The organism is Jiangella sp. DSM 45060 (genome assembly GCF_900105175.1).
In the GTDB taxonomy this organism is placed as follows: Bacteria; Actinomycetota; Actinomycetes; order Jiangellales; family Jiangellaceae; genus Jiangella.
In genome coordinates, this window is sequence record NZ_LT629771.1 from 5,543,742 (window position 1) to 5,561,012 (window position 17,271).

The following is a 17,271-nucleotide window of genomic DNA, read 5'->3' on the forward strand; positions in this document are numbered from 1 at the left end:
TCCACCCTAACTTGACCCGAACCAAGGTTTAAGTCTGAGCCTGGGGACATGGACACCACGAGCGACACCACGAACTCCCTCACCCTCGTCATCGGCGCCACCGGCAACGTCGGCCGCCACGTGGTCCGGACGCTGGCCGGGCGCGGCCTGCCGGTGCGGGCGCTGGCCCGCGACCCCGAGCGCGCCCGCGCGGCGATGCCGGTCGGCGTGGACGTCGTCGCCGGCGACCTGACCCGGCCGGAGACGCTGCCCCCAGCACTGGCCGGCGTCGGCCGCGTCTTCCTGCTCTGGCCGTCCTTCGCACCGGACCACCTTCCGGAGGTCGCGGCCGCGCTGGCCGCCGCACCCCGGCACGTCGTCTACCTGTCCGCGCAGAACGTCAGCGACGACCGGCCCGTCGCGGAGAACGGCATCTGGGGCGCCGTCGAGGACGCACTGCGCCGGTCCGGGGTGAGCTGGACGATGCTGCGCCCCGGCGGGTTCGCCACCAATGCGCTGGACTGGGCCACGCAGGCGCACACCGGCGTGATCAGGGCGCCGTACGGCGAGGCCGGGCGGTCACTCGTCCACGAGCGCGACCTCGCCGACGCCGCCGTCGCCGCGCTCACCGACCCGGGCCGGCACGCCGGCGTCGCCCACGTCCTCACCGGCCCGGAGACGATCACGCAGGCCGAGCAGGCCCGGCTGATCGGCGAGGCGATCGGCCGGCCGGTGCGCTGGGACGAGCAGCCACCGGACGAGGCCCTGGCCGAGTTCACCGAGCGGTTCGGCGACGCCGAGTTCGCGGCGGCCGGGATGGCGTACTGGGCGACGCTGGTCGACCAGCCGGAGCCGGTGCTGGACACCGTCGAGCAGATCACCGGACGCCCGGCCCGCCGGTTCCGCGACTGGGCCGCCGAGCACGCCGCGGACTTCCTGCCCGCGGCCGGCGTCCGGTCGCTCGCGGACCAGTACGTCGCGCTCATGCGGGCCGGCCGGCTGGACGCGCTGGACGCCCTGATGAGCCCCGATCTCGTGCGGGTCGCGCCGATGGAGACCCGCGGCGAACCGGTCGAACGGCGCGGCATGGCGGAGGTCGTCGGGAACGCCGACCGGCTGCTCGCCGACGTCGAGATCCATGCCGTCGACGTCGACGGGCCGTTCCTGGCCACCGGCCGGTTCGCCGTCCGCTTCCGGTTCGACCAGACGCACACCCCGACCGGCGCCCGGACCAGCACCACGAAGCTGTCGCTCTACACCGTCGCCGACGGCCGGATCGTCCGCGAGGAGGTCTTCTACTACGACGCCCCGCAGGCGGTTCAGTAGGCGCCGGTGCTGCGCACCACGGCCCCGGCCGTGCGGCCGAGCAGCCGGACGTCGTCGCCGTAGGACCAGTTGTCGACGTAGCGCAGGTCCAGCCGCACCGTCTCGCTCCAGGTGAGGTTGGACCGGCCGCTCACCTGCCACAGCCCGGTCATGCCGGGGATCGCGGCCAGCCGGCGCCGGGCGGTGCCGTCGTACGTCGCGACCTCCTCGGGCAGCGCCGGCCGGGGCCCGACCAGCGACATGTCGCCGCGCAGCACGTTGATCAGCTGCGGCAGCTCATCGAGCGAGTACTTGCGCAGCAGCCGGCCGATGCGCGTGATGCGCGGGTCGTGGCGCATCTTGAACATGGGCCCGTCGCCGTCGGCGGCGTCCAGCAGCTCCGCGCGACGCTGGTCGGCGTCGACGTACATCGTCCGGAACTTCATCATGGTGAAGTACAGGCCGTCGCGGCCCACCCGCACCTGCCGGTAGATCGCCGGGCCCGAGTCGGTGAGCCTCACCGCGAGCCCGATGGTCAGCAGCAGCGGCGCGAGCAGCAGCAGCATCAGCGCCGCCAGCACGCGGTCGGTGGCCACCTTCGCGGCCAGCCGCAGCCCGGTCGGGCGGACCTGCTTGACGTGCAGCAGCACGCTCGAGCCCATGCTGCCCAGCCCCATGCGGTGCTCGGCGACGTCGGACAGGCCGAGGTCGGTGACGAGGTCGATGCCGATGTCGCCGAGCATCCAGCTCAGCGCGCGCAGGCGGTCGCCGGAGAACTCCGAACCGGGTGTGACGCACACCGTGCGGGCCCGCACCCGCTGGGCGGCCAGCCGCACCGCGTGCACGATCTCCTCGTCACGCAGGACGTCGTCGTGGCCCGGGATGCCGCGGACGATCGTGCCGACCACCGGCACCGCGGCCGGCGGCTGCGTCCCGTCGTCCTCGACGCAGGCCGCGACCACGGACAGCGGGTGCTCGCCGTCGCGGGCGAAGCGGTCCATGGTGGCGACGACGCCGCTCGCCGGCCCGACCAGCAGCGTCCGCCGGGTCGCGCGGCCGAGCGTGCGCAGCCGGCGCAGCTTGCGCCGCACCAGCAGCCGCACCGTGATCGAGCCGCCGGCCAGAATCGCCGCGGCGGCCAGGAACGGCGTGCCCAGCAGCCGGATCGAGAGCACCGCGCCGGCCACGGCCAGCACGGCGACCACCGCGGTCAGCGCCCGCAGCACGTCGCTGTAGGTGTTCTTGACCCCGAACAGCCGGTCCGCCCGGCCCGTCTTCACCGTCAGCACCAGCGGCCACGCGACCGCCATGGCCGCGAGCGCCGCCGCGGCGTCCGGGCGTGACCACGAGAGCAGCACGGCGACGACGGCCGCGACGGCTCCGGTCAGCAGGTCACCGGCCGCGGTGACGCGGCGGTAGCGAAAAGGACGGGTCGCCGACGGCGCCTGCGGACCGCGTCCGTCGAATTCGGACGTAGCTCTCCGCGAACGTGTGCGCGCACCAGCCGACGACAGATCGACCGTAGCCATGGCCCCCCCAAGGCTCCGATACCCCCCGCCGGCCCGTTTTCAAGCCGACGAAACTGGGACGGACTATACGCGCAAGGGTCGAAGGGGACCAGTCGAATGCGCCGATTTCGGACGAGTGGTCCGGGTCGGCTCAGCCGTTGTAGTGGTTCTGCGCGTAGGTCAGGCCGTCGACGACGACCGCCTCGGCGGCGTCGGCGGCGCGGTCGACCTCGAGGTCGATCTCACGCTTCTCAACAGTGGAGAACGGCTTGAGGACGAACGCGGCGGGGTCCATGCGCCCGGGCGGACGGCCGATGCCGAAGCGCAGCCGGCAGTAGTCTCCGGTGCCGATGCGGGCGCGCACGGACCGCAGCCCGTTGTGACCGTTGTCACCCCCGCCGAGCTTCAACCGCACCGTGCCGAACGGGAGATCCAGTTCGTCGTGCACGACCAGCAGGCGGTCGGGGGTGATCTTGTAGAAGTCGGCCAGCAGCGCCACCGGCCCGCCGGACTCGTTCATGTACGTGTGCGGCTTGGCCAGCACGGCGCGCGAGCCGGGTAGGTCGCCGAGGCGCACCTCGGCGACGTCGGCCCGGAACTTGCGCTGCGATTTCAGCGGCGCGCCGGCCCGCTCGGCGAGCAGGTCGACCACCATGGCCCCGGCGTTGTGCCGGGTGCCGGCATACGTCGGGCCGGGGTTGCCCAGCCCGACCACCAACCACGCGTCGGACATCGGCAGGCTCCCCGGCCCGGCGGACGTGAACTCAGGACTCGTCGGCAGGCGCCTCGGCCGGAGCCTCCTCGGCGGCGGCCTCGGCGGCCTCGCCCTCGGCGGCCTCGCCCTCCTCGGTCTCGCCCTCGAGCTGCTCGGCGGTCGGGGCGGCGGTGACGTTGACGACCAGCTGCTCGGGGTCGCCGGCCAGCACGGAGCCCTGCGCCAGCTGGAGGTCCTTGGCGAGGATCTGGGTGCCCTCCTCGAGGCCCTCGACGGAGACCTCGATGCCCTCGGGCAGGTGGGTGGCCTCGGCCTCGATGGCGACCGTCGGCTGGTCGAGGTTGACCAGCGTGCCCGGCGCGGCGTCGCCCGTGACGTGGACCGCCACCTCGACGGTGACCTTCTCGCCGCGCTTGACCAGCAGGAGATCGACGTGCTCGATGAAGCCCTTGAGGGGGTCGCGCTGGACGTGCTTCGGCAGCGCCAGCTCGCTGCCCCGGCCCTCGATGTCGAGGGTGAGCAGCACGTTGGCGGTCTTCAGCGCGAGCATGGTGTCGTGACCCGGCAGCGCCAGGTGGACGGGGTCGGTCCCGTGACCGTAGAGGACCGCGGGAACCTTGGCGGCGCGGCGGAGGCGGCGCGCGGCGCCCTTGCCGAACTCGGTACGCAGCTCGGCGGCGATCTTGACGTCGGACACGGTGAGGACTCCTCGAGAATGCACGGTGGGCGGTCAGCGGCACGTCGGGCTCGGGCAAGGGCGCGCACCGACTGCGCACCGCGTCGATCACGGTGGCAGCAGACACTGCACCCTCGCCGAGGCAACCCTCGAAGTCTAGCCCCGGAGCAGCCCCGATGTGAAACCGGCCCCGAACCTCCCCGAGCGGCTACGCGTTGCCGTTGAAGAGGCTGGTGACCGAACCCTCTTCGAACACCTCGTGAATCGCGCGGGCGATCAGCGGCGCGATGGACAGCACCGTCAGCTTGTCGAACCGGCGCTCCTGCGGGATCGGCAGCGTGTTGGTGACGATGACTTCCTTGACACCGGCCGAGTTCTTCAGCCGATCGACCGCCGGGCCGGACAGCACGGCGTGCGTGGCCGCGACGAGGACGCCCTCGGCGCCGGCCTCCATCAGCGCCTCGGCGGCCTGGGTGATGGTGCCGGCGGTGTCGATCATGTCGTCGACCAGCAGACAGGTGCGGCCCTCGACGTCGCCGACGACCTCGTGCACCTTCACCTCGTTGGCGACGTCGGGGTTGCGCCGCTTGTGGATGATCGCCAGCGGCGTGCCCAGGCGGTCGGCCCAGACGTCGGCCACCCGTACCCGGCCGGCGTCGGGAGACACCACCGTCATGTTCTCGGGCGCGTAGTTCTCCTGCACGTGGCCGGCCAGGATCGGCAGCGCCCACAGGTGGTCGACCGGGCCGTCGAAGAAGCCCTGGATCTGCGCGGTGTGCAGGTCGACGGCCATCAGGCGGTCGGCGCCTGCGGTCTTGAACATGTCGGCGACCAGGCGGGCCGAGATGGGCTCGCGGCCGCGGTGCTTCTTGTCCTGCCGGGCGTACCCGTAGAACGGCATGACCACGGTGATCTGCTTGGCCGACGCCCGCTTGAGCGCGTCGACCATGATCAGCTGCTCCATGATCCACTCGTTGATCGGAGCGGTGTGGCTCTGGATGACGAACGCGTCGCTGCCGCGCACGCTCTCTTCGAACCGCACGTAGATCTCGCCGTTGGCGAAGTTGAAGGTCTTGCTCGGCACCAGGCGGACGCCCAGGTGCTCGGCGACCTCCTCGTTCAGCTCGGGGTGCGCGCGCCCCCCGAACAGCATGAGCGTCTTGGTGCCGGTGGCGCGGATCCCCGTCACGGCTCGTCCCCCTCGTTCGTCCCCGTGGTGTCACCGGCGGCCTCGGCCGCGGCGGCGGTCTTGGTGCCGGGACGCTTGCGCGCCACCCAGCCCGCGATGTTGCGCTGCCGGCCGCGCGCGACGGCCAGCTCGCCCGGCTCCGTCGCCGACACGACCGTCGACCCGGCCGCGACGTAGCTGCCGTCGGCCAGCTCGACCGGCGCGACGAGCACGGAGTCGCTGCCGACGAACACGTGCTTGCCGACCGTGGTCGGGTGCTTCGCGACGCCGTCGTAGTTGGCGAAGATCGTGCCGGCGCCGATGTTCGCGCCCTCGCCGATGGTGGCGTCGCCGACGTACGTCAGGTGCGGCACCTTGGCGCCGGGGCCGACCGTCGACTTCTTGATCTCGACGTACGCGCCGGCCTTCGCCTTCGCCTCCAGCACGGCGCCCGGCCGCAGGTAGGTGAACGGGCCCACCGCGGCCTCGGCGCCGATCTGGGCGCCGTCGGCGTGCACCCGCACGACGCTGGCGCCCGGCCCGACGACGGTGTCGATGAGCGTGGAGTCGGGGCCGACCTCGGCGCCGGCGGCGATCTCGGTGCGCCCGCGCAGCTGCACGCCCGGCCGCAGCACGACGTCGCGTTCGAGCACGACGGTGACGTCGATGAACGTCGTGGCGGGGTCGATCATGGTGACGCCGGAGCGCATCCACTTCTCGGTGACGCGGCGGTTGAACTCGCGGTTCATGGCGGCCAGCTGGACGCGGTCGTTGACGCCCTCGGTCTGCCAGGCGTCGCCGGTGACGACGGCACCGACGCGGCGGCCGTCCTGGCGCGCCAGCCCGAGCACGTCGGTGAGGTACAGCTCGCCCTGCGCGTTCTGCGTGGTGATGCGGCCCAGCCCGGCGCGCAGCACCGCGGCGTCGAAGACGTAGATGCCGGAGTTGATCTCGGTGATCGCCAGCGTCGCCTCGTCGGCATCCTTGTGCTCGACGATGGCCCGCACCCCGCCGTCTGCCTCGCGCACGATGCGGCCGTACCCGGTGGGGTCGGCGACGTGCGCGGTGAGCACGGTGGCCGCGTTGCCGTCGGCCACGTGCTGCTCGACCAGCTCGTGCAGGGTGTCGCCGGTCAGCAGCGGCACGTCGCCGTAGGTGACCACCACGACGCCGTCGAGCTCGGGCAGCGTCTCGAGCGCGACGCCGACGGCGTGGCCGGTGCCGAGCTGCTGCTCCTGGACGGCCGTGGTGACGCCCGGCGCGGCCTCGGCCAGGTGCGCGGCGACGAGATCACGGCCGTGCCCGATGACGACGCTCAGGTGGTCGGGCTTCAACTCCTGCGCCGCGGCGACGGCATGCCCGACGAGGCTGCGGCCGGCCACTTCGTGCAGGACCTTCGGGGTGGACGACTTCATCCGCGTGCCCTCGCCAGCGGCGAGAACGACGACGGCGGCCGGGCGCGTAGTCACGCGTTCGTGCTCCTCGGCTTCGGTGGCGGGCTCGATACCGAGGGTACCTGTCCGGCCGGGCCGACGAGAACTCGATCAGCGACCCGATCCGGGATTCGAACCACGCTCCGCCGCCAGGACTCGAACCTGGACAGAGTGAGTCAAAGTCACCCGTGCTGCCATTACACCACGGCGGAAAGATGGCGCGGCTGTCACACGGCCGCGCGCATTGTTCTACGTTATCGCCTCGATCGCACCGCCCCCGCCACCGCAGACCAGAGTCCGTCCATCATCCGGTACTCGGGCGCACTCTTGGCCACCGTGATGACGAGGCAGCCCTGATATTCCACACCGGTGTTCTTCCGCACCGTCTTAGGGTTGTGCTTCTTGAGCGTTGCCCGGGCGAACCGTTCGACCGACACACCCACGACCTCAGCCCAGTGCGCCGTGGCCGCCGCTACGTCAGCGGACTCGTGGATGTTGACGCGGTACTTGCGCCGGGCCGGGTCGACGCCGAGAAGGTCGAGCCAGCGCAGGAAGAGACGGATCATGTCGGGGTCACTGTTGATGAAGTTCAGCAGCTCACGCGTCTGCCAGGGCTTCGACTTCGTCCCTTCGGCCCAGTAGGCCACAGCGCCGGCGATCAGCAGCTCACGGTCGGTCAGCTCGCCGAACGATTCCAGGATGCCGCTGGTGATGCGATCCCGTTCGACGGCGGTCTGCGCCTTCCTATCGCGCCAACCGGCACGAGCGGCCGCCGCCCGGCTCTCCGCACGATCCTCGGTCAGCGTCCATGGGATGTCCTTGGTGATCAGCCAGACCGTGCTCTTGGCCATCCCCAGTTCCTGGGCGATCTCCGGGACCGACTTGCCGTCAGTGCGCAACGCTCGCGCGCGCCCGCGCAACTCGTCGGTCACCCGAGGCCGCGCCCGTCCCTTCCCGTACACGCCCAGAATGCGGCTGATCGTGCTGGCGCCGATTCCCAGCTCGGACTTGATCTCGACGTAGGTCTTCCCATCGGTGCGCATGGCGTGCACGCGCGCGGCCAGTTCGGTGTCGTCCACGAGGCGTTCGATCATGGACCATAGCTTTACATTGCTACCGATAGTCATCAAGTCGTCCAGCCGCCACCCTGTGGATAACTCAGTTCAGGCGAAGCCGTGCACATCGGGAGATTCGGGGTATACGACCTACGGGATCGTAGGTTACGGTTCCGTAAGGAAGGTTCCCCTTACACAGGAGACCCCCATGGCTTCCACCGACACGGCGAACAGCCAGCAGTCCGCGCCGGCGCCGAGCGAGCTTCCTCGCGGCACCTTGTCGGGCGATACGCAGACGCTCGGCGAACGCATCACGATCGGCGTGTTCATCGCCGTCCCGTTCGTCGCGCTCGTGGCCGCCATCCCCGTGGCGTGGATGGGCGGCTATCTGAGCTGGCTCGACGTCGTGCTCGCGGTGGCCTTCTACGCGTTCACCGGCCACGGGGTCACCGTCGGCTTCCACCGGCACTTCACCCACCGCGCCTTCAAGGCGAACCGCGCGGTGAAGAACACGCTCGCCATCGCGGGCAGCATGGCCGTCGAGGGGCCGGTCATCCGCTGGGTGGCCGATCACCGCCGGCACCACAAGTTCGCCGACAAGGACGGCGACCCGCACTCGCCGTGGCGCTACGGCGAGACGGTGCCGGCGCTGATCAAGGGGATGTTCTTCGCCCACATGGGCTGGCTGTTCGACGTCGAGCAGACCGACGCGCGCAAGTTCGCGCCGGACCTCATCAAGGACGACGACATCCGCCGCATCAGCAAGCTGTTCCCGCTGTGGGTCGCGCTGTCGCTGCTGCTGCCGCCGGTCATCGGCGGGCTGGCGACGTGGTCGTGGCACGGCGCGCTGACGGCGTTCTTCTGGGCCACGCTGGTCCGCATCGGCCTGCTGCACCACGTCACGTGGTCGATCAACTCGATCTGCCACGCCATCGGCGAGCGGCCGTTCGAGAGCCGCGACAAGTCGGGCAACGTGTGGTGGCTGGCGTTCCTGTCGATGGGCGAGTCGTGGCACAACCTGCACCACGCCGACCCGACCTGCGCGCGGCACGGCGTGCTCAAGGGCCAGATCGACTCCAGCGCCCGCGTCATCTGGGCCATGGAGAAGGCCGGCTGGGTCTGGGACGTGCGCTGGCCGAGCCCGGAACGCATCCAGTCCAAGCGCGTCGACGACTACGGCGGCGAAGCCAACCTCATCGCGGAGTGAGCTTCTGTCGCGACACCGGAGCATGATGGGTCGCGTGACCGACGACGTCGCGACGAGGCCGCGCGCCACGCCCAGCAGAGTCCGCATGACCGGCAAGCAGCGCCGCGAGCAGCTGCTCGACGTGGGCCGCGCGCTGTTCGCGGAGCGCGGCTACGACGGCACGTCCATCGAGGAGATCGCGGCCCGGGCCGGCGTCTCCAAGCCGGTGGTCTATGAACACTTCGGCGGCAAGGAAGGGCTGTACGCCGTCGTCGTCGACCGCGAGATGGAGCTGCTGCTCGACCGCATCACGACGGCGCTCGCGACGCCCGCGCACCCGCGGGTCATCCTCGAGCGGGCCGCGCTGGCGCTGCTCGACTACATCGAGATGTCCACCGACGGCTTCCGCATCCTGGTCCGCGACTCCCCGGTCGCGCACTCGACCGGCGGGTTCGCCAGCCTCATCTCCGACGCCGCCAGCCAGGTCGAGCACATCCTGGCCGCGCAGTTCAAGGCGCGCGGCATCGCCACGAAGCACGCGCCCATGTACGCGCAGATGCTGGTCGGCATGGTCGCGCTGACCGGCCAGTGGTGGCTGGATGTGCGCTCGCCGAAGAAGGCCGACGTCGCGGCGCACCTGGTCAACCTCGCGTGGAACGGGCTGTCCGGGCTGGAGCACAAGCCGCGCCTCACCGACGGCTGACGCTCACAGGCAGATCTCGATCCCCAGCACGTCGAGGCAGATCAGCGAGCCGCCACCGTCGCCCTCGTCCGGCGGCGACGTCGACGGCTTCGGCGTCTCCGGCGGTTCAGGTGGCTCCTGGGTCGGCGTCGGCTTCGGCTCGGGCGGCTGCGGCGGGGTGGTCGGCTGCACCGACGGCGTCGAGGTCGGCGTCGGCTCGTGGCTCGGCGGCCGGGGTGTCGACGACGGCGACGGCTGCGGCTCGTGCGTCTCGCCCTCCGGCGGCGGCGACGGCCGGTCGGTGCCGGTGTCGCCGTCGGGGCCGTCCGGGTCGTCAGGACGGTCGTCCGTGGACGTCCCCGCGGGCACGTCGTCGTCATCGTCGTCGCCCGGCGGCACACCGGCGCCCCCACCGGCCGACGGGGCGGAACCGAGGTCCGGCGGCGGGCCGGCCGCGTCGGGCCGGCCCGCCGTCGGCTGGGGTGCCGGGGTGGCCGACGCCGATGGTGCTGCCGGCGACGTCGGTGTGCCCGTGGACTCGCCCGAGCCGCGGAGCTCCGGATTCTGCCCCTCCGAGATATCCGGCGTCCGGTTGCGCCCGAAGATCGCCGGCTCACCCTGGCCCGCCACGACGGCGACGACCGGGACGGTGAGCGCGGCGAGCGCCACGAACCGCAGGGTGTGCCGGCGGACGTGGCGCAGCGCCTGAGCGGCGCCGCTGGGCGCTCGTTTGTGTCCCCCCACGAGGAAAAAAGGTAGCGCCTGACGATCACTCTGCGTGGCGATTTGCCGGAACTCGTGCCGATGCGGTGCCGTTTGGGCCGGTCGGCGTCACTGTGTGTGGCTTCGCAGCGGCGCACCGACGTGGTGCAGGTGCCGCAGCGCGATCAGCTTCGCCCTGCGCAGGGGGACAGCCCTACCCTCGGTGGCCGACGGCGAAGATGCGCCGGTACGGCAGCACGGTTCCGTGCCGGCCGGGCGGGTAGGCGGCGCGCAGCAGCTCGCGGTACTCGGCGACGAAGACCTCGCGGCCGGCGTCGTCGAGCGCGGCGAGGTACGGACGCAGCCCGGTCCCGCTCATCCACTCCAGCACGGCGTCGTCGCCCGGCAGCAGCTGGATGTACGTCGTCTCCCAGACGTCGGCGGCGAACCCGAGGTCGAGCAGCGCGTCGAGGTACGTCGCGGGCTCGTGCGCGGACGGCCGCTCGAGGTCGTGCAGCATCGGCCACCGTTCACCGGCGGCCAGTTCGCGCAGCAGGACGTGCGCGGGCTCGGCGAAGTTGCCAGGGATCTGGAAGGCGAGCCAGCCGCCGTCCACGACGTGCCCGGCCAGCCGCGGCAGCAGGTCGAGATGCCTGGGCACCCACTGCAGCGTCGCGTTGCTGATCAGCACGTCGACGGGGCGCCGCGGCGCCCAGTCGCGCAGGTCGGCGTGGAGGAACTCGACCCCGGCGGGCGGGTCGGCGGGGGTCGCGGCGATCATCTCCGCGGAGGAGTCGACGCCGACGACATGCGCGCCCGGCCAGTGCCGCGCGAGGTCGGCGGTGAGCGTGCCCGGCCCGCAGCCGAGGTCCGCGACCTCTGTCACGTCCGTGGCCCGCACCTGCGCCAGCAGGTCGGCGAACGGCCGCGCCCGCTGCGCGGCGAAGGTCAGGTAGCGGTCCGGATCCCACATCGCTCCACCTCTCATCATCTTGAGACCAAGATAAATCAGACCACTCTCTCGACGTCAAGAAACTTGGCGGAGGCCGTAGAGTCGGACCATGGCGCAGGACGAGGTCGACCGGCTGACCGAGGCGTGGCGGCACGAGCGGCCCGACCTCGACGTCAGCCCCATGGAGGTGCTGTCCCGCGTCAGCCGGCTGGCCCGGCATCTCGACCGCGAGCGGCGCGCCGCGTTCGCCGAGCACGGGCTGGAACCGTGGGAGTTCGACGTGCTCGCCGCGCTGCGCAAGACCGGCGAGCCGTACGAGCTGTCGCCGGGCGCCCTGCTCGGCCAGACGCTGGTCACCAGCGGCACCATGACGGCGCGGGTCGACAAGCTGACCGCCCGCGGACTGGTCAGCCGGCGCCGCGACGAGGACGACCGCCGCGCCGTGCGGGTCCGGCTCACCGAGTTCGGCAAGAAGTCCGTCGACGCCGCGCTGGAGGGGCTGCTGGCGAACGAGCGGCGGCTGCTGGCCGGGCTCGGCGCCGACGAGCGCGACCAGCTCTCCGGCCTCCTGCGCACGCTCGTCCTGCCGTTCGACGACGCACCGAGCTGACCGATCGCGTCGCGCAATGGTTAGTCTGACCTCGACCATGGGCCCCGTACTGCGCTCTCCCCGCAGCCGCCGCGTCTGGATCGTGCCGGTGGCGGCGCTCGTCGTGCTCGGCACCGGCGCCCTGCTGCCGGCCCGCGCCGAGGCTCCGGTCGAGACGCCCGCGGGCAGCGAGACGCCCGCGCTGCCCGTCACGCCGTCGCCCACCGTCCTCGAGCCGCCGGCCGACTCCCCCGTCGACGAGGTCGTCGGCGGCGAGGAGCTGGCCGCCACCGGCGTCGCGCTGGTGTCGCCCACGGCGCCGCCGCTGCCCGTCCTCGACGCCCAAGCCTGGCTGGTCGCCGACACCGAGACCGGCGACGTGCTGGCCGCCTACAGCCCACACGAGCGCCGTCCGCCGGCCAGCACCATCAAGCTGCTGACGGCGCTGGCCACCGACACCGCGCTCGAGCCCGACGAGACCTACGTCGCCACCGAGGCCGACGCGTCGGTCGAGGGCAGCCGCGTCGGCATCGTCGCCGCCCAGACCTACACCGTCGACCAACTGCTGCACGGCCTGATCCTCGCGTCCGGCAACGACGCCGCGCACGCCATCGCCGAGGCGGCCGGCGGCCAGGACCTCACCGTCGACAAGATGAACGACGAGGCCCGCCGGCTCGGCGCGTTCGACACCAAGGCCATCACGCCGCACGGCCTCGACTCCCCCGGCCAGCTCTCGTCGGCGTACGACCTCGCGCTGATCGGCCGCGAAGCCCTCGGCGACGCCACCATCGCCGAGCTGGCCGCCACGCCCGTCTACGACTTCCCCGACGCCGACGGCGCCACGTTCCAGATCCAGAACCAGAACCGCCTGCTCGGTTCCTACGACGGCGCCATCGGCCTGAAGACCGGCTACACGACGCTGGCCGGCCACACCTTCGTCGGCGCGGTCGAGCGCGACGGCCGCACCCTCATCGTCACGGTCCTCGGCGCCGAGGGCCGCGCCGAGGACGCCGCCGCCGCGCTGTTCGACTGGGCCTACGCCACGCCCGAGACCCCGGCCGTCGGCCACCTCGTCGCGCCCGACGAGGTCGAGGCCATGGTCACCGAGGCCGCCGACGACGGCGACATCCTCGGCCGCAACCCGCTCCAGGACTACGGCGACGCGCTGAGCAGCCCCGGCGGCAGCTCCGACGACGTGCCGCCGGTGGTCTGGCTCAGCCTCGCCGCCGCGGCGCTCGCCGGCGGCCTCGGCTTCGCGCTGCGGCGCCGCCGCCCGAAGTCGTCCGGCCGCTACTCGTCGCGCTGACCGCGGCGGAACGCGAAGCGCACCGTGCGGGCGGCCCGGGCCGCGGTCAGCACGACCGCCACGCCCACCGCACCGAGCACGGCGCCCGCGGCGACCTCCGTGGCGCGGACCTGGCCCGGCGAGAGCACGTCGACGGGAGCGGCGGCCACCTGGCGCTCCGGCGCCGCCTGGGCGCGCTCGTCCTCCTCGAGTTCGTCGATGGCGCTCTCGGCCGTCAGCGCCGCCGCGACCATGAGCAGGCGGGTCACCAGGTAGATCCAGGCCAGCAGGGCCAGCGGCGCCGCGAACGCCGCGTACGAGCTCTGCGTCGCCGTGCCGACGACGTACTGGACGAGGAACTGCTTGAGGATCTCGAAGACGACGGCGCTGAACAGCGACACGACCGCGAGATTGCGCACCGGGACCACGATGCGCGGCAGGCCGGACAGCATGTAGGCGAACAGCGCCATGCTGCCGCCCACCGAGATCAGGCCGGTGACCAGCCGGAGCATCCAGCCGCTGCCGAACCCGAGCCAGTCGAGCACGTCGCCGGCGTAGGAGACGAGGACGACGCTGGCGCCGGACGACACCAGGATCAGCACACCGAGCCCGGCCAGCGACACGATGTCGAGGCCCTTGCGCACGACGATGTTGCCGGGCTGGTCGTCCAGCCCCCACATGGAGCGGACCGCCGCGCGGACGGAGTCGACCCAGCCGAGCCCGGTGAACAGCAGCACCGCGGCGCCGATCACCCCGACGGTCCCGGCGTTGCGGTGGAACGTCGCGACGTCGATCTTCAGGCCCGGGAGGTTGTCGTCGACGATCTCCTGCACCGTCTCGACGCCGGACGGGCCGGCGATGGCGCTGACGATCGCGGCGGACAGCACCAGCAGCGGGAACAGTGAGACGAACCCGTAGAAACTGGACGCTCCGGCCAGCCGGTTCCCGCGCAGGTCGCCGTAGCGCTTCCAGGCGCGAAGCGGCAGCGTCCGCTGCAGCCGTTCCCAGATGGCGCGGAGCCGAGCGATCACACGCGCGCTGCCTCTCCCGTCAGGACGAAGTCCCGCTCGCGCCGCCAGTAGCCGTCGTCGCCGTGCTCGTAGAGGCTGAACGCCGCGACGTCAAAGCCGGCGTCGTAGCCGGCGAGGGTGTCGAAGGCGTTGTCCATCGCCTCCTCGGACACGTGGTGGGCGACGGTGACGTGCGGGTGGTACGGGAACGACAGCTCGATGTCGAGCGGGCCCGTGCGGATGGCCCCGGACAGCCGCTCGCACGCCGAGATGCCCTGCGCGAGCGCCACGAACACCACCGGCGACACCGGCAGGAACGTCGCCGTGCCGCGCAGGTGGACGCGGAACGGCGCGAACCGCGCGGCCACCTTGTCGAGGTGCTCGTACACGCCGGCGCGGTCGGCGTCGGCGATGGCCGTCGGCGGCAGCAGCGTGATGTGCGCCGGGATGGCGTCGGCCAGCGGGTCGCCGAACGAGCGGCGCCAGTCCTGCAGCTCGCGGCCGTAGGGCTCCGGGATCGGGACGGCCAGGCCGATCGTCTGGCCGGCGGGCCGGGGGGCGTCTGTCACGAGGTCACCGCGCGGCGACGAACCCGACGCGCTCGTACACCGTGGCGAGCATCGGCGCGGCCACCTCGCGGGCCTTCTGCGCACCTCGGGCGAGGACGGCGTCCAGCTGGGCGGGATCGTCGAGAAGCTCCTGGACCCGCTGCTGGAACGGAACGACGACGTCGAGCACCGCCGCCGCCACCTCCTTCTTCAGGTCGCCGTACCCCCGCCCGGCGAAGTCCTGCTCGATCTGAGCGACCGAGCGACCGCTGAACGCAGACAGGATAGTGATCAGATTGGTGACGCCGGGCTTGTTCTGCGCATCGGCCACGATCTCGCGTCCGGTGTCGGTGACCGCGCTCTTGATGCGCTTCTCGATGGTCTTGGGGGCGTCGAGCAGCTCGATCAGCCCCGACCCGGCGATGCTCTTGCTCATCTTCGCCGTGGGTTCCTGCAGGTCGTAGATCTTCGCCGTCGCCTCGGGAATGTAGGCCTTGGGCAGCACGAAGGTGTCGCCGAACCGGGTGTTGAAGCGGCCGCCGAGGTCGCGGGTCAGCTCGATGTGCTGGCGCTGGTCCTCGCCGACCGGGACCTGGTCGGCGCTGTAGAGCAGGATGTCGGCGGCCTGCAGGATCGGGTAGGTGAACAGGCCGACGGTGGTGCTCTCGGCGCCGGCGCGGGCGGACTTGTCCTTGAACTGGGTCATCCGGCTGGCCTCGCCGAAGCCGGTGATGCAGCTGAGCACCCAGGCGAGCTGGGCGTGCTCGGGCACGTGGCTCTGCACGAACAGGGTGCTGCGGTCAGGGTCGACACCGCCGGCGAGGTACTGGGCCGCGGTGACGCGGGTGCGCTCGCGCAGCTGGGCGGGGTCGTGCCCGGCCGTGATGGCGTGCAGGTCGACGACGCAGTAGAAGGCGTCGTGGTCGTCCTGCAGGGCCACCCACTGCCGCAGCGCCCCGAGATAGTTGCCCAGGTGCAGCGACGCGTTGGTCGGCTGCATGCCGGAGAGCACACGCGGGCGGCGACTGTTGGTCATGACGTCATTCTGTCAGTCACCGCGCCGCGGGACACGCCGGTGCGCCGTTCAGCCGTCGACCGGCGGGACGAGCTCGGCGGACGGCGGCTCGGGGCGCGGGTGGACGCGCAGCCGCGAGGCGCGCCGTCCGTCCAGCGAGAGCACCTCGATGCGCACGCCGTCGTACTCGACGACGTCGCCGGGGGCGGGCAGCCGGCCGAGGCGTGCGACCACGAAGCCGGCCACGGTCTCGTACGGTCCGTCGGGCAGCTCGACGCCGGTGCGCTCGGCGAAGTCGCCGAGGTTCAGCATGCCGTCGACGTCGACGACGCCGCCGGCCGCGGCCGCCACCGGCAGTTCGTCGGTGTCGTACTCGTCGCGGATCTCGCCGACCAGCTCCTCGACCAGGTCCTCCAGCGTGACGATGCCGGCGGTGCCGCCGTACTCGTCGACGACGACGGCGAGGTGGGAGCCGTCGCGGCGCATCTCCGTCATGGCCGGCAGCACGCGCTTGGTGCCGGGCAGCACGAGCACGTCGCGGACCAGCTCGCCGACCCGGATGCTGCGCCCGGACATCTGCGGGTCGAACAGGTCGCGCACGTGCACGAACCCGACGACGTCGTCGGTGGACGCGCCGACCACCGGGTAGCGCGAGTGCGGCATCGTCGAGGCCAGCTTCACCGCCTTGAACACCGGCATGTCGGCGTCGAGGAAGTCGACCTCGGTGCGCGGGCGCATGACCTCGCGGACCTGGCGGTCGCCGACGTCGAGGACGTCGCCGACGATGCGCCGCTCCTCCTCGCTGAGGCCCTCGTGACCGGAGACGAGGTCGCGCAGCTCCTCGTCGCTGATCTCCTCGCGCTGCGCCGAGGGATCACCGCCCAGCACCCGCACGACGAGGTCGGTCGACTTGGACAGGAACCAGATGACCGGGCGCATCAGCGTCGCGAACCGGTCCAGCGGCGGCGCGACGGCGAGCGCGACGCCGGCCGAGCGCTGCAGCGCGATGCGCTTGGGCACCAGCTCGCCGAGCACCAGCGACAGGTAGGCGATGAACAACGTCAGGACGATGAACGCGACGGTGTCGGCAGCGCCGCCGGGCAGCCCCCAGTCCGTCAGGACGGGGGCGAGGTCGGGCGCGAGCGTCGACGCGCCGTACGCCGCGGAGAAGAAGCCCGCGAGGGTGACGCCGATCTGCACCGCGGACAGGAACCGGTTGGGGTTGCGGGCCAGTGTCGCGACCTTCTCGCCGCGACGGCCCTGCTGGGCCAGCTGGGCGAGCTGGCTCTCCCGCAGCGACACGAGCGCGAGCTCCGTCGCCGCGAAGACCCCGCCGATGAGGATGAAGACGAGGACGAGGCCGAGATTGAGCAGAGTGCCCTGGTTCACGAGACCGGCCTCGCCGAGATATGTCGATCGCTCACGCCTGAATCCTAGAGCTGGTCCGGGGCTAGGGTGGCACG

General features: G+C 72.0%; 17 protein-coding genes, 1 tRNA gene and 1 pseudogene. 6 read left to right on the top strand and 13 right to left on the bottom strand.

What is annotated here, in order from left to right:
• Positions 1–48: 48 nt before the first annotated feature.
• Positions 49–915: pseudogene (locus BLU82_RS24655) on the top strand (NAD(P)H-binding protein); the annotation flags it as partial.
• A complete protein-coding gene (locus tag BLU82_RS36435) occupies positions 916–1,305 on the top strand; it encodes a nuclear transport factor 2 family protein (RefSeq protein ID WP_370246334.1) in 390 nt (129 codons plus the stop codon).
• Here BLU82_RS36435 and BLU82_RS24660 read toward each other — a convergent pair.
• The 7 genes from BLU82_RS24660 to BLU82_RS24690 all read right to left on the bottom strand — a co-directional run bounded on the left by BLU82_RS24660 (position 1,299) and on the right by BLU82_RS24690 (position 7,878).
• Positions 1,299–2,813, bottom strand: a complete 1,515-nt coding sequence (locus tag BLU82_RS24660) for an exopolysaccharide biosynthesis polyprenyl glycosylphosphotransferase (protein ID WP_092623640.1) — start codon at positions 2,811–2,813, stop codon at positions 1,299–1,301. The two genes, BLU82_RS36435 and BLU82_RS24660, sit on opposite strands and share 7 nt — an antisense overlap.
• Before the next feature lie 130 nt (positions 2,814–2,943).
• Positions 2,944–3,525, bottom strand: coding sequence for an aminoacyl-tRNA hydrolase (gene pth / locus BLU82_RS24665; protein ID WP_069112546.1), 582 nt, complete (start codon positions 3,523–3,525; stop codon positions 2,944–2,946).
• Between the two features lie 31 nt (positions 3,526–3,556).
• Positions 3,557–4,204: a 50S ribosomal protein L25/general stress protein Ctc gene (locus tag BLU82_RS24670; protein ID WP_092623641.1), complete on the bottom strand. Its 648-nt coding sequence runs from the start codon at positions 4,202–4,204 to the stop codon at positions 3,557–3,559.
• 187 nt (positions 4,205–4,391) lie between these two features.
• On the bottom strand, positions 4,392–5,372 hold the full coding sequence (locus BLU82_RS24675) for a ribose-phosphate diphosphokinase (RefSeq protein WP_092623642.1): 981 nt from the start codon (positions 5,370–5,372) through the stop codon (positions 4,392–4,394).
• Positions 5,369–6,820, bottom strand: coding sequence for a bifunctional UDP-N-acetylglucosamine diphosphorylase/glucosamine-1-phosphate N-acetyltransferase GlmU (gene glmU / locus BLU82_RS24680; RefSeq protein ID WP_092623643.1), 1,452 nt, complete (start codon positions 6,818–6,820; stop codon positions 5,369–5,371). The genes BLU82_RS24675 and glmU overlap by 4 nt, the downstream gene beginning before the upstream one ends.
• A 105-nt stretch (positions 6,821–6,925) precedes the next feature.
• A tRNA-Gln gene (locus tag BLU82_RS24685) sits at positions 6,926–6,996 on the bottom strand.
• Between the two features lie 42 nt (positions 6,997–7,038).
• Positions 7,039–7,878 carry a hypothetical protein gene (locus BLU82_RS24690; RefSeq protein WP_197682441.1) on the bottom strand — a complete coding sequence of 280 codons (840 nt, stop codon included), beginning with the start codon at positions 7,876–7,878 and terminating at the stop codon, positions 7,039–7,041.
• A 169-nt stretch (positions 7,879–8,047) separates the two neighbouring features.
• Between BLU82_RS24690 and BLU82_RS24695 the strand changes: the two genes are divergently transcribed.
• Both BLU82_RS24695 and BLU82_RS24700 read left to right on the top strand, forming a co-directional pair.
• The gene (locus BLU82_RS24695; RefSeq protein WP_092623644.1) at positions 8,048–9,046 is read left to right on the top strand and encodes an acyl-CoA desaturase; all 999 of its coding nucleotides are present in this window, start codon (positions 8,048–8,050) and stop codon (positions 9,044–9,046) included.
• Positions 9,047–9,131: 85 nt separating this feature from the next.
• Complete coding sequence (locus tag BLU82_RS24700) at positions 9,132–9,728, top strand: TetR/AcrR family transcriptional regulator (protein ID WP_172885796.1); 597 nt, start codon at positions 9,132–9,134, stop codon at positions 9,726–9,728.
• Between the two features lie 3 nt (positions 9,729–9,731).
• Here BLU82_RS24700 and BLU82_RS24705 read toward each other — a convergent pair whose 3' ends face one another.
• Together BLU82_RS24705 and BLU82_RS24710 are read right to left on the bottom strand one after the other, a co-directional pair.
• Positions 9,732–10,451, bottom strand: a complete 720-nt coding sequence (locus BLU82_RS24705; RefSeq protein ID WP_157741245.1) for a hypothetical protein — start codon at positions 10,449–10,451, stop codon at positions 9,732–9,734.
• Between the two features lie 172 nt (positions 10,452–10,623).
• Positions 10,624–11,382 (bottom strand): methyltransferase domain-containing protein, encoded by a 759-nt coding sequence (locus tag BLU82_RS24710; RefSeq protein WP_092623647.1) that lies wholly within the window; start codon positions 11,380–11,382, stop codon positions 10,624–10,626.
• Between the two features lie 88 nt (positions 11,383–11,470).
• On the opposite strand from BLU82_RS24710, the gene BLU82_RS24715 reads away from it, so the two are divergent.
• Both BLU82_RS24715 and BLU82_RS24720 read left to right on the top strand, forming a co-directional pair.
• Positions 11,471–11,971 (top strand): MarR family winged helix-turn-helix transcriptional regulator, encoded by a 501-nt coding sequence (locus BLU82_RS24715; RefSeq protein WP_092623648.1) that lies wholly within the window; start codon positions 11,471–11,473, stop codon positions 11,969–11,971.
• A 16-nt stretch (positions 11,972–11,987) separates the two neighbouring features.
• Entirely contained in the window at positions 11,988–13,256 is a 1,269-nt protein-coding gene (locus tag BLU82_RS24720) for a D-alanyl-D-alanine carboxypeptidase family protein (protein WP_092623649.1), read from the top strand.
• Here the strand turns inward: BLU82_RS24720 and BLU82_RS24725 are convergent.
• From BLU82_RS24725 to BLU82_RS24740, 4 genes are read right to left on the bottom strand one after another with little or no spacing between them, the layout of a single operon-like run.
• Positions 13,241–14,266 carry a YihY/virulence factor BrkB family protein gene (locus tag BLU82_RS24725; RefSeq protein WP_092623650.1) on the bottom strand — a complete coding sequence of 342 codons (1,026 nt, stop codon included), beginning with the start codon at positions 14,264–14,266 and terminating at the stop codon, positions 13,241–13,243. The genes BLU82_RS24720 and BLU82_RS24725 overlap by 16 nt on opposite strands.
• Positions 14,263–14,814, bottom strand: coding sequence for a 2'-5' RNA ligase family protein (locus BLU82_RS24730; RefSeq protein WP_069112533.1), 552 nt, complete (start codon positions 14,812–14,814; stop codon positions 14,263–14,265). Before BLU82_RS24730 ends, BLU82_RS24725 begins: the two co-directional genes overlap by 4 nt.
• Before the next feature lie 4 nt (positions 14,815–14,818).
• Complete coding sequence (gene trpS / locus BLU82_RS24735) at positions 14,819–15,829, bottom strand: tryptophan--tRNA ligase (protein ID WP_092623651.1); 1,011 nt, start codon at positions 15,827–15,829, stop codon at positions 14,819–14,821.
• Between the two features lie 48 nt (positions 15,830–15,877).
• Positions 15,878–17,197, bottom strand: a complete 1,320-nt coding sequence (locus BLU82_RS24740) for a hemolysin family protein (protein ID WP_092623652.1) — start codon at positions 17,195–17,197, stop codon at positions 15,878–15,880.
• Positions 17,198–17,271: the final 74 nt, after the last annotated feature.